A 12,871-nucleotide genomic window follows, 5' to 3' on the forward strand; every position below is an offset into this window, starting at 1 on the left:
CTTTAAGGCTGTCAAATTTGGCAGCCTTATTTTTTTTACACCTATTTATGGAAAATAAAAATTCAAAATGGATTATTTTTTTACTATTAGCATTAGTTTGGGGAAGTTCATTTATTCTAATGAAAAAAGGATTAGATGGCGGAATGAATCCGTATCAATTAGGAGCGTATCGAATTTTGTTTACTTCCGTATTTTTACTAATTATAGCAGGAAAAGAACTATTTAAAATAGAAAAAAAGAAAATGAAGTACATTATTATAGCCGGACTATTAGGCAACTTCTTCCCTATTTTTCTTTTTTCCTTAGCACAAACGCAAATAAGTAGTTCTATTAGTTCGACTTTAAACTCGTTTACACCATTAAATACATTAATTATTGGAAGTGTATTTTTCGGACTCACATTTAAAAGAAAACAAATTTACGGGTTACTTATAGGAATTATTGGTTGTTTGATATTAGTTTACGCAGGAGCTTCAGGAAATCCTTCAAAAAATTATTGGTTTGCATTATTGGTAATTATTGCTTCTTGGTGTTATGCTGCTAACATTAATATGGTGAAAAAATATTTATTTGACGTATCGCCAATTGGCATTACTGTTGGAAATTTTGCTTTTCTACTTATTCCTGCTTTGTTAATTTTATCTTTTACGGGTTCTGATTTTCATACTATTCAAAACACCGCAGAAGGTATTGGTATGACTGATACTATTCATCCTTTAATTTATGTAGCGATTTTAGGAATTATTGGTACTGGGTTAGCAAATATTTATTTTTACAAACTTATACAAATGGCGTCACCTATTTTTGCTTCTAATGTAACGTATTTAATACCTGTTGTAGCCACTGTTTGGAGTATCATTTTTAACGAAGGGGTAACTTTATTACAAGTTTTAGGGACTATTATTATTTTATTTGGGGTTTATATAACGAATAGAAAATAAAATTTAACGCATAAAAAAAGGATTGCTTTCGCAATCCTTTTTCATTTTCAAAATAAAAATTTATTCGAAATCTTTATCTGTAACACCTTCATTAATTTTTACATCTTGTGTAATGAATTCTAAAGGGATTCCAACGTCCATAGTAGTTTTGTATGGGAATTTCACTCCTTTAACCTCAACATAATCAGCATAATAAGTCATTGTCTTACGTTTTTGAGCACCTTCACCGGTTTCGTTTTCAGAAGCTACTCTTAATCCTGTTTTTACATCGTAAAAATATTTGGCTGTACCCACTTGAACCGCATAAGCATCTTGACCATTAAGAGATTCTATTCCGCTTAAAACAATTGTTTTATCTGATAAAAAGCTTAATTCCACAAAAGGAACCGCGTCTTTTTTCTCTTTTACTAATTCTTCACCTTCAATAGCTTTTTTCTGACCTTGTACAGTTTGATATCCTGATTTGTCTCCAATAACTTGTTTCATCATAGACATTCCACCCATGGTAATATTAGAAGTTAACATTCCTTTGTTAGAGATTTTGGAAACCATATCTAAAGATTGTCCTTGAATGGTTCCTTTAGATGTAACTAAAATCGTTTTAACAGCTTTTAAAGCTTTTTCACCACCAACAGCATCAATATAGTTTTTAACAACTGATTGAGCCGTAACGCCCGCAGGAATATCTTTCTTCACCACTGGTTTGTCTACTTTACTTCCGTATTTATCAAAATAGAAAATTGGCATTTTTTCTTTGGCACTCATAGCGTCTAAACCTGGTAATACATCTGCCGCTTTTCCTACAATTACTACTCTTGTGTTATCTTCTAAGAAATATTTTTTAGCTGCGTTTCTAACATCTACTGGAGTTACAGCATTGATATTTTTTACATAATTTTCGTAAAAATCTTCTGGTAAACCTAATGTTCTAATGTTTAAAGCATAACGAGCGATTGTAGCTGGTTTTTCAATTTGCATTACAAAGTTTCCAATGTATTTTGCTTTAGCATTTTTCAAATCTTCTTCAGATACTAAGTCGGTTCTAATTTTTCTCAATTCATTAAAAATTTCTACAACTGCACTATCTGTTACAGCATTTCTAACTGAAGCAGTAGAAGAAAATTTAGAAATATATTTACTCGCTCCTAAATTAGAATACGAACCATACGTCCAACCGTGTTTTTCTCTTAAGTTTAAGAACAAACGACCTTCTCCACCACCACCAAGAATTTGGTTGGCTAAAATAGCAGCGAAATAATCTTTATCTGTCATTTTTAATTTTGATAAGTTGATCATTGCAATTTCAGATTGAACTGCATTTGGCACATCTACAAAATTAATTTGAGAATATTGTAAATCCGTTGGGTCGTTGTACGTTAAATTTGGTGCTGAAGCTGTTTTCCAAACATCTGCTCCAAATAATTGTTGTACTTTTTTCTTAACGTCTTTAGTTTTTACGTCACCAATTACTACTAAATACGCATTTGCTGGAACGAAATACGTGTTATAATGATTGATTACATCTTGTAACGTTACATTTTTTAATGTTTCTTCCGAAGTAAATTCACCATTATAATGTTCTTTTCCGTACGTTAAAACATTTTGAACACGACCTGCAATTGCAGAAGCGCTTTTTTCATCTGCTTTTAAACCTTCAATTAATTTAGCTCTTTCGGCATCAAAATCTTCTTGAGTAAATAACGGATTTAAAGCACCATCTGCTAATAATTCTAAAATTCTAGCCGAATATCTTGACAAACCATTAGCAGATGCACCTGATTCGTAAAAATTAATACTAGCCCCTAAGAAGTCAATTTCTTCATTAAATTTGTCTTTAGAAATAGATTCTGTAGCATTTCCAATCATCGAACTTACTAAATCTGTAACTCCTTTTTTGCTTCCTTCCGCAAAAGGAGTATTGTCTAAAGTTAAATTATAAGAAACTCTTGGTAATTTATTATTTTCAACAACTAATACTTTCAAACCATTTTCTAACACAAATGTTACTGGTTTTTTAATATTAATTGACGGTGCTGGCCCTTGCTTAGGCATTGGTCTGTCTTGTGCTTGCATAGTTATTGTTCCTAATAAACTGGCTGCGATGTATAAATACTTTTTCATGGTAAAATTATTTAGCTGTTTTTTCTTTTGCAGGACCATAGTTTAAAACCAAACGTTGGTTTGGATTTAAATATTTTTTTGCAACTTCTTTAATATCTTCTCTTGTGATAGAACGGTAAATTTCAATTTCAGTGTTTACCAAATTAATATCACCATATAATAAATAGTATGAAGCTAAATTTTCTGCAATACCTTCTACAGTTGCATTTGAACTTACATAATTGTTTTCAAATTTATTTTGAAGCTTTTGAAAATCGTTTTCAGAAATTAAATTAGTTTGCATGTTTACAATTTCTTCATCAATTTCTTTTAATAAACTTTCTGAAGAAACATCACCTAACGGTAAACTGTAAATAATGTATTGTCCGTAATCTTCTTGCGAATTACTAAACGCTCCAACTTGAAGTGCGACTTTCTTCTCATCTACCATTTTTTTGTATAATTTAGAACTTTTACCATCCGATAAATAAGTAGAAATCATATCTAAAACACGCGCATCTTTCGTTTTCATTGAAGGTGTTCTATACGCTGCTAAAGTCATTGGTAATTGAACATTTGGATCTTCCCAAGTAGCGTTAATAGTTGTAGTAATTGGAGTTTCTTCAAATTTTTGTCTTGCAACAGGTGCACCTTTTGGAATAGCTCCGAAATATTTTTTAATCCATTCTTTCGCTTGTGTAGCATCAAACTGACCTGCAACAACTAAAACGGCGTTATTTGGCACATAAAACTTTTTGTTAAACGCTTGAAATTCTTCTAAAGTAGCCGAATCCAAATGTTCCATTTCACCAATTGTAGTCCATCTGTAAGGGTGGTTTTTAAATAGATTTTGTTTAATCGCTTTAAAAATATTTCCGTAAGGTTGGTTGTCAATTCGTAAACGTTTTTCTTCTTTAACTACTTCATTTTGGGTATCCACACCAATTTGATTAATTACAGGATGCATCAATCTTTCCGATTCCATCCAAATGGCTAACTCTAAATTATTAGACGGAAACACTTCATAATAATACGTTCTATCGTCCGATGTATTGGCATTATTTTGTCCACCATTAGCGGTAACAATTTTAAACCATTCCCCTCTTTCGATGTTTTTAGTACCTTCAAACAACAAATGTTCAAAAAAGTGAGCAAAGCCAGTACGATTAGGTTGTTCATCTTTTGCACCTACATGATACATTACCGATGTAATAATAACTGGTGCCGAATTATCTTGATGAAGAACCACGTGCAAACCGTTATCTAAATCAAATTCTTCAAATGCTACCTTCTGAGCATTTGCTGTGCTTCCTAACATTGCTATTGTTCCTAAAGCCATTAATGTTTTTTTCATAATTAATCTTTAATAATAAATGATAAGTATTGGTAGGCGAAAGATATGAATTGTTACACAGAAAATAAAAAATATTACAAATTTTATTTTTTCGAATAAAAAAGAAAAAGTAATGTTGCAGGTTTAATAAATAGTTATATATTTGCAAACTGAAAAAATAATAATTTAAACACATTGTTATGTACGCAATCGTAGAGATAGCAGGGCAACAATTTAAAGTAAGCAAAGACCAAAGGTTATTTGTTCACCGTTTAGCAAATGATGTAGACGCAAAAGTTTCTTTTGACAAAGTCTTATTAATTGACAACGGCGGAGCATTAACATTAGGCGCCCCAGCTATAGAAGGAGCTTCTGTTGAAGCCAAAGTATTAAAACACCTTAAAGGTGATAAAGTAATTGTCTTCAAAAAGAAAAGAAGAAAAGGTTACAAAAAGAAAAACGGTCACAGACAATCATTTACTCAAATTATAATTGAGAACATAGTTGCATCTGGAACTAGTAAAAAAGAAGCAGCTCCTAAAGCAACAAAGAAAGCTGATGTTGAAGTAGAAACGGCTACTGAAGAAGTAAAGCCAAAAGCTACAAGAGCAAAAAAACCAAAAACTGAAGAATAACATTTAAAATATAACGTCATGGCTCATAAAAAAGGTGTCGGTAGTTCGAAGAATGGTAGAGAATCAGAATCAAAACGTTTAGGCGTTAAGATTTATGGTGGTCAAGCTGCTATTGCAGGAAATATCATTGTTAGACAAAGAGGTTCAAAACACAACCCAGGTGAAAATGTTTACATGGGGAAAGACCATACTTTACATGCTAAAGTAGATGGAGTTGTAAAATTCCAGAAAAAAGGTGAGAACAAATCTTGGGTTTCTATACTTCCATTCGAAGCATAATAAACCAAACACAAATATAAAATCCCAAATTCCAATATGGTTTTTGGGATTTTTTTGTGAAATGTAATATCTATAAAAAATCCCCAACCGAATGATTGGGGATTTTTGTTAGATATAACTAATTTAAATTTTTCATTTTACAAAGGACTATTCTCTAAATAATGCTAAAATGTTTTTTGCGATTTCATCTTTTCCGCTTTCACTTGTAATGTAAGCCTTATCATTTTCATTTGATAAATAGCCGACTTCTAACAAAACAGCTGGACATTTTGAATTTTTAATGATATAAAGATTAGCATCTTTAACTCCGCCTTTGGCTAAATTATTATTTGAAAGATTTTCAATTAATTGATTTGCTTTTTCTAATGATTTATCATAAAACCCATTTTGACTAGAAATAAAGGCATTTACCCCTTTCTCATTAGGGTTTTTTGAAGCGTTTAAATGTAATGAAATTAGTATGTCCGGTTTAATTTGATTTATTTTATTTACTCTATCGCTTAAACTGACAAAATTATCATCTTCACGAAGCAAAATAATTTTTAAATCTTCGCTACCATTTAATGCTTTAATTTTTTTTGCAATACTTTCTACAATTTTACTTTCAAGTTCTTCATCAATTTTCGCACCCAGATCTTTTCCTCCATGACCCGCGTCAATAACGATTACCTTTTGCCCTGGTTTTTTTGCTTGAAAATTTCCTGTGACATTATCAATTTTTTTGTTTTTTATATCATTAATAAACAAATTATAATCCTCCTTGCCTTCAGTAAACCAAACTAATGTGTCTGCTTTTATATATTTTGCTGTTTCATCTTTCATTGCAGTTTTATACGAAGCTAAAACTATTTTAATTGTATCGCCACTAAAATGAGTATGGCTCTTTTTTAAATTCTCATTAAAATACTCTTTGGTAAAAAGTGTATACTGATAAGATTGTGGAAAGCGCTTTGAGCGTGCGTTTTTGTGAATAAAACTACAAGAATAATAACTAAAATCAGTTCGTTTATATTTCTTAATTTCCTCTTTAGTTTTTACGTTACCATTAATCCAAACTGCTAAATCTTTAGTTTTCATTTTTTCAAATAAAGGAGCTGGAATTTCTTTCTCAATCATAATTTCTGGAATATAATCCAAATATTTTCTTTTATCTTCTAAAGATAGCTTTTCGTATAAGGTTACACTTTTTCTATTCGTTTTTTCATCACATATTTTTACATAAACTCCACTATAATAGGCGTCTCTAATCTTATCTTTATCCGTTGGAATTGTTTTTTCTGTATCTAAATTTAATACTTTAGGCTTCTCTTGCGCTATAATTTCTATACAGAAAAAATAAATTAAGCCTGCTAAGATTGGAATAGCTGCTACTTTTTTAAGTAGCGCTATTTTTTTTGAAGTGTTTTTTGTCATCATAAGTAACCGTTTTTTAGTGATTAAGTAATTTAAATTGCTTGCTAAGTAAATTGTTGTATTGCCGTTGCTTTTATGTAATAATAAATTCTGATAATAGGGCACATTATTATAAGTGTTCACGATTTCTTCATCGGCAAGAAATTCATGGTTGAGTTGAATGGCTTTTTTATATAAATAGAAAAGTGGATGAAACCAAAATAGGGCTTTCAAAAACTCAATAAATAAAATATCTAAAGTATGTTTTTGGTTTACATGAACCATTTCGTGAGCAAATAATTCATCTTCAATATTTTTATTTTTAAAATCTTCGGAATTGACAAATATAAAATTCAAAAATGTGTGAGGAAGTATTTTTTCGTGTAACAAAATCAAATTCGCATTTTTATATTTTACACTTGGATTAATTTTTGATTTTACAATTAGTTTGAAATAATTTTTACCAAATCGAAATAAAAAAATGAAGCTTATTAATACATAAATACTCCAAAACACATAGGGTAAATAATTTATAGATTCCTGAACAATAATTACTTTCTCGATTGTCGGGTTTTGATTTAAAACTACCTTTGCTTTCTCAATATTTATTGGTTCATCATATTGAATGACTGGAGCAGTTTCAACAAATTCGATGAATTCAAAAGTGACAAATGGAATTATCAAAGAAATTAAAATAGATATTAAAAGATAAAATCTATTAAACTTATGGATTTTTTCTCGTTCTAATATCAAATAATAAAACCCAAGAAATACAATTAAACTAATAGCAGATTTTAATAAGAAGTCTATCATTTTTTCTTTTTTTGTAGTTCAACATCTATTATTTTTTTCAATTCTTCCAATTCAGAAGCTGTTAAATTGGTTTCCCTTGTAAAAAAAGAAGCAAATTGTGAAGAAGAATCATTGAAAAAATTTTTAATTAGTCCATTGACATGTTTCGAAAAATAATCTGTTTTTTTTACCAATGGATAATATTCTCTTGAATTTCCATACTCTTTATACGCCACGAATTTTTTATCAATCATTCGTTTTAAAAGAGTAGCAACGGTTGTAGTTGCAGGTTTTGGTTCTGGATAAACTTCTAATAAGTCTTTCATAAAAGCTTTTTCAAGCTTCCATAGATGCTCCATTAATTGTTCTTCTGTGTTTGATAACGTCATTTTTCTACAAATTTAGAATTAACTCTACAAACATAGAGCAATTTTACAACTCTACAAATGTAGAGCTAAAAATTAACAAAAAATTAACAAAAAAAACCCTCACTTTTCAGCAAGGGTTTTTCTAATTATCTAAAAATCTAACTTTCTAAGAAGTCTAGATTAGTATCTGTAATATTCTGGTTTAAATGGTCCTTGAACCCCAACACCAATATATTCTGCCTGATCTTGACGTAACGTTTCTAATTCTACTCCTAATCTTGAAAGGTGTAAAGCCGCTACTTTTTCATCTAAATGTTTTGGCAACATATACACTTCATTTTTGTAGTTAGCGCTATTTTCCCATAACTCTAATTGTGCTAACGTTTGGTTAGTAAATGAGTTACTCATTACAAAACTTGGGTGACCTGTAGCGCAACCTAAGTTTACTAAACGTCCTTCTGCTAAAATGATAATTTCTTTACCATTAACGGTATAAATATCAACTTGTGGTTTTACTTCGTTTTTAGTGTGACCAAAATTTCCGTTTAACCAAGCCATATCAATTTCATTATCGAAATGTCCAATGTTACAAACGATAGCTTTATCTTTCATAGCTTCAAAATGACGACTTTGAACAATGTCTTTATTTCCGGTTGTAGTAATTACAATATCTGCAGTAGCAACCACTGTATCTAATTTTTTAACTTCAAAACCGTCCATTGCAGCTTGTAAAGCACAAATTGGATCAATTTCAGTAACCGTTACAATAGAACCCGCGCCACGGAAAGAAGCTGCAGTACCTTTACCAACATCTCCATAACCACAAACTACTACTCTTTTACCTGCTAACATAGTATCTGTTGCTCTACGAACTGCATCTACTGCAGATTCTTTACAACCATATTTGTTATCAAATTTAGATTTAGTAACTGAATCGTTTACGTTGATAGCTGGCATATATAAAGTTCCTGCTTTCATTCTTTCGTATAAACGGTGAACGCCAGTTGTAGTTTCTTCAGATAAACCTTTAATTCCTCTAACTAATTCGGTGAATTTGTCAAATACTAAATTTGTTAAATCTCCACCATCATCTAAAATCATATTTAAAGGTGCACGTTCTTCACCAAAGAATAACGTTTGCTCAATACACCAATCAAATTCTTCTTCATTCATACCTTTCCAAGCGTAAACCTGAATTCCAGCGGCAGCAATTGCAGCAGCAGCATGATCTTGAGTAGAGAAAATATTACAAGAAGACCAAGTTACATCTGCTCCTAAAGCCACTAAGGTTTCAATTAAAACAGCTGTTTGGATAGTCATATGTAGACATCCTGCAATACGAGCCCCTTTTAAAGGTTGACTTGCACCAAACTCTTCTCTAAGCGCCATTAAACCTGGCATTTCAGCTTCTGCTAATAAAATTTCTTTTCTTCCCCATGCTGCTAAAGAAATATCTTTAACTTTGTATGGTACGTAAGGAATTGTTTTTGTACTCATTATATTTGTATATTTATTTTTTATTTACGAGTGCAAAGGTACAATATTAGTTTTAAATTAGAAATTAATTTTAACTATTTAAGTTTTGTTGAAACCTTTAAACAACTGAATAACAATAAAATAAAACCTTTTAATTTAAAATAAAGCATGCCTTTTTATAAAGAAATCAAAATAAACGAACACACTGTTGCCTATTTTTGGAAAATTACCGAGGATATTTCATGGTTCAATGAAAAGGCAGTGTTGAATGATAATTCAAAATTAAGACTACAAACCATGCAGTCTGTTTCGCATCAAAAAGGTTTTTTGGCAGTTAGAATGTTGCTTCAATATATTGATTTAACCGATTTTGATTTGTTTTATGATGCATTCGGGAAACCATACCTGAAAGTCGAAAGTCTAATGTCAAATGTTAAAAGTCAAGAAATTAATAATATAAATTTTAAACAAAAACACATTTCAATTTCGCACTCGCATGTATTTTCGTGTATTTGTATTAGCAATACTCCTGTAGGAATTGATATTGAAAAGTGTAAAGAAAAAACATTAAAAATTACATCAAAATATATGGATGTTTCACATATTGAAAACTTGTCCGTACACGATAAAATCACAAAAGCAACCGTAATATGGGGTATTAAAGAAAGTATTTTTAAATTAAAAAATGAAAAAGGCATTAGTTTTCCAAACCATATTTTCGAAACACCTTTTCAATTAGAAGACAAAAAAGGAACCGCACAATTAATCTTTAACAACAATACCGAAGAATTTCAATTTCAGTTTAATATAATTGAAGAGTATGCATTTGTTTGTGCTTTAAAGAATTAAAAAATGTTCGAAACTATCATAAATCAGTATAAAAGTATTCCAAATTGGCAAATTGGTATTGAAATAATCACTTTTATTTTCGGTGTTTTAAGTGTATATTTAGCCAAAAAAGAAAATATTTTAGTGTACCCTACTGGAATGATTTGCACAATTTTAACAGTATACATAATGTTTCATGCAAATTATTATGCAGATATGAGCATTAACATCTACTACTCCATTATGAGCATTTATGGTTGGTTTCAGTGGAAAAAAATCACAAACGGCGAAGTACTTTCTATCTCTAGAACTAGTATGAAAGAAAAAATTATTGGAATAATTCTTTTTACACTTACAGCTATAATTTGTATTTTTATTTACACACTTTTTAGTTATAAGTTGCAGTTAAACAATTATTTAGATGTTTTTACAACTTCATTATTTTTCACAGCCATGTGGTATATGGCTAAGAAAAAAATTGAAAATTGGACACTTTGGATTGTTGGCAATACAATTGCCGTTTATATATTTTTTGACAGACAACTTTATATTATAGCCATACAATACATAATTTTTACTATTTTAGCCATCTCAGCGTATATAGAATGGAAAAAATATTTAGCGAAATAGATTTACAACAAATAGTTAAAAGAGGAAATTCTTTAGAAAAAATTATGCAGCAATTGCATTATTTTAAAAATGGTATTCCAACTATTAACTTACTAAAAATAGCATCTATTAATGATGGAATTTTTCAATTTTCAAAAGAAGAAGTAGCTGATTTTTGTCATTATTTTGAGGCACAAAAAGATAATTATTCAATTGAAAAATTTGTACCCGCAAGTGGTGCCGCTACAAGAATGTTTAAATCGTTAAATGAATTTTTAACAAAATTTAATCCTGAAAAAGACACCGTAAATTCCTATGTAAACTTAAATAAAGAAAGAGATGTATCCTTATTTATTGTGGGATTAAGAAGCTTTCCGTTTTATAACGAATTAAAAGAAAAAACCAAAACAATTTATACAGATTATCCTAATTACAATACGGATCAAAAAGTATATGCAATTGTAAAAACTTTATTAACTGAAAAAGGATTAAATTTTGCCAATAAACCAAAAGGAATTTTACCGTTTCATATTGAAAACGATACAATTTTAACACCAATTGACGAACACGCTTTTGAAACCGATTTTTATAGAAAGCCGAACCAAAAAGCAAAAATTCATTTTACGATTTCAAAAGAATTTCAAACCGATTTTTTAAAAATTACAACTAAATATACTGATTTAGAAATCACATTTTCTTATCAAAGCGAAACATCGGATACTATTGCCGTCAATGAAAATAATAAACCATTTAGAACTCCGGAAAACGAATTATTTTTTAGACCTGGTGGACACGGTGCATTAATTGAAAATTTAAACCAATTGCAATCCGATATTGTTTTTATAAAAAATATAGATAATGTTTCTCAAAATAATCGAGAAGTTATTTTAACTTATAAAAAATTATTAGGCGGTCTTCTATTATTTACAAAACAAGAAGTAGATGCTGCATTAAAAAAGTTTCAAAAAAACGAAATCAACGAAAATAATATTAAAGAAATTATTCATTTTATTGAAACAAAAATGTCAATTCCATTGCCTGAAGAATTTAAAATGTTTCAATTTGACTATCAAAAACAGTATTTAATTAAAATTTTAAACAGACCTATTCGTGTTTGTGGGATGGTAAAAAACGAGGGAGAACCGGGCGGCGGCCCATTTTGGGTTCAAGATGAAAAAGGACGTCATAATTTACAAATAGTAGAGTTGTCGCAAATTGATCTAAACAGCGAAAATCAACACGCTATTTTTAAAAATTCTACACATTTTAATCCTGTTGATATAGTTTGCAGCATAAAAGATTTTGAAGGAAACAAATTTGACTTAAATCAATTTATTGATTCTAAATCAGCATTCATTACTGAAAAAACGAAAAACGAAAAAAAAATAAAAGCATTTGAATTGCCCGGTTTATGGAATGGTGCTATGGCAGAATGGAGCACTATTTTTGTAGAAGTTCCAATTGAAACATTTAATCCTGTTAAAAAAGTAACCGATTTATTAAAACCCGCACATCAACCAAATAATTTAGATAGCAATTCTGTTTTGTAATGAACGTAGAAATTATTACATCTGAACTAAATTTTAAAGCCGTAAGAAGCAGTGGTGCTGGCGGACAAAATGTAAATAAAGTGTCTTCTAAAATAGTATTGATTTTTGATGTGGCAACTTCACAAGCCATAGATGAGGAAGAAAAATTACTACTTCAAACAAAATTAAAAACAAAAATTTCACAAGAAAATTTACTGATTTTAACGTGCGATGAAGATCGAAGTCAATTCAAAAACAAAAAAATCATCATCAAACGTTTTTTTGAAATGTTAGAAAAAGCTTTAGTAAAACCTAAAATACGAAAAGCAACTAAAATTTCAAAAGGCGCCAATGAAAAGCGTATTCAAGAAAAGAAAAAAGCAGGTGAAATTAAAGCGGGAAGAAAAAAATTAGATTTCTAATTTAGATGGGGACGCAGATTTAAATGGATTTAACAGATTCAAACAACACAGATTAATGAAATTTTAATAATTTCTCTAATCTGTGTTCCAAATCAAAATTGTATTACTATATTTGCAACATCTCAAAGGGGTGCTTGTTTTTCAGGCTGAGATTATACCCATAGAAC

Annotated in this window: 12 protein-coding genes; 7 read left to right on the forward strand and 5 right to left on the reverse strand. The window is 29.9% G+C overall.

Annotated features, from left to right (window positions below):
• The first annotated feature begins 47 nt into the window (after positions 1-47).
• Positions 48-941, forward strand: a complete 894-nt coding sequence (locus ABWP78_RS04205) for a DMT family transporter (protein WP_353169428.1) — start codon at positions 48-50, stop codon at positions 939-941.
• 60 nt (positions 942-1,001) lie between these two features.
• Here ABWP78_RS04205 and ABWP78_RS04210 read toward each other — a convergent pair whose 3' ends face one another.
• Entirely contained in the window at positions 1,002-3,062 is a 2,061-nt protein-coding gene (locus ABWP78_RS04210; RefSeq protein ID WP_353169430.1) for a M16 family metallopeptidase, read from the reverse strand.
• Positions 3,063-3,069: 7 nt separating this feature from the next.
• Positions 3,070-4,395: a M16 family metallopeptidase gene (locus ABWP78_RS04215; protein ID WP_353169433.1), complete on the reverse strand. Its 1,326-nt coding sequence runs from the start codon at positions 4,393-4,395 to the stop codon at positions 3,070-3,072.
• A 179-nt stretch (positions 4,396-4,574) separates the two neighbouring features.
• On the opposite strand from ABWP78_RS04215, the gene rplU reads away from it, so the two are divergent.
• A complete protein-coding gene (rplU, locus tag ABWP78_RS04220) occupies positions 4,575-5,009 on the forward strand; it encodes a 50S ribosomal protein L21 (RefSeq protein WP_353169436.1) in 435 nt (144 codons plus the stop codon).
• 18 nt (positions 5,010-5,027) lie between these two features.
• Positions 5,028-5,288, forward strand: coding sequence for a 50S ribosomal protein L27 (rpmA, locus tag ABWP78_RS04225; RefSeq protein WP_291242975.1), 261 nt, complete (start codon positions 5,028-5,030; stop codon positions 5,286-5,288).
• 147 nt (positions 5,289-5,435) lie between these two features.
• Here the strand turns inward: rpmA and ABWP78_RS04230 are convergent, their stop codons facing one another.
• The 3 genes from ABWP78_RS04230 to ahcY form a co-directional block, all read right to left on the reverse strand.
• Positions 5,436-7,493, reverse strand: coding sequence for an N-acetylmuramoyl-L-alanine amidase (locus ABWP78_RS04230; protein WP_353169439.1), 2,058 nt, complete (start codon positions 7,491-7,493; stop codon positions 5,436-5,438).
• Positions 7,490-7,861 carry a BlaI/MecI/CopY family transcriptional regulator gene (locus ABWP78_RS04235; protein WP_353078116.1) on the reverse strand — a complete coding sequence of 124 codons (372 nt, stop codon included), beginning with the start codon at positions 7,859-7,861 and terminating at the stop codon, positions 7,490-7,492. Before ABWP78_RS04235 ends, ABWP78_RS04230 begins: the two co-directional genes overlap by 4 nt.
• A gap of 159 nt (positions 7,862-8,020) precedes the next feature.
• The gene (gene ahcY, locus ABWP78_RS04240) at positions 8,021-9,337 is read right to left on the reverse strand and encodes an adenosylhomocysteinase (protein WP_353169442.1); all 1,317 of its coding nucleotides are present in this window, start codon (positions 9,335-9,337) and stop codon (positions 8,021-8,023) included.
• Positions 9,338-9,484: 147 nt separating this feature from the next.
• Here ahcY and ABWP78_RS04245 point away from each other — a divergent pair, with 147 nt between their 5' ends.
• The 4 genes from ABWP78_RS04245 to arfB are packed head-to-tail and all read left to right on the forward strand — an operon-like array spanning position 9,485 to position 12,704.
• Positions 9,485-10,165: a 4'-phosphopantetheinyl transferase family protein gene (locus tag ABWP78_RS04245; RefSeq protein ID WP_353169445.1), complete on the forward strand. Its 681-nt coding sequence runs from the start codon at positions 9,485-9,487 to the stop codon at positions 10,163-10,165.
• 3 nt (positions 10,166-10,168) lie between these two features.
• Complete coding sequence (pnuC, locus tag ABWP78_RS04250) at positions 10,169-10,774, forward strand: nicotinamide riboside transporter PnuC (protein WP_353169448.1); 606 nt, start codon at positions 10,169-10,171, stop codon at positions 10,772-10,774.
• Positions 10,750-12,303, forward strand: coding sequence for a DUF4301 family protein (locus ABWP78_RS04255; RefSeq protein WP_353169450.1), 1,554 nt, complete (start codon positions 10,750-10,752; stop codon positions 12,301-12,303). Before pnuC ends, ABWP78_RS04255 begins: the two co-directional genes overlap by 25 nt.
• Positions 12,303-12,704, forward strand: coding sequence for an alternative ribosome rescue aminoacyl-tRNA hydrolase ArfB (arfB, locus tag ABWP78_RS04260; protein WP_353169453.1), 402 nt, complete (start codon positions 12,303-12,305; stop codon positions 12,702-12,704). Before ABWP78_RS04255 ends, arfB begins: the two co-directional genes overlap by 1 nt.
• The last annotated feature ends 167 nt before the right edge of the window (positions 12,705-12,871 follow it).

The sequence above is a fragment of the Flavobacterium sp. genome, assembly GCF_040402955.1.
Taxonomy (GTDB): Bacteria; Bacteroidota; Bacteroidia; order Flavobacteriales; family Flavobacteriaceae; genus Flavobacterium.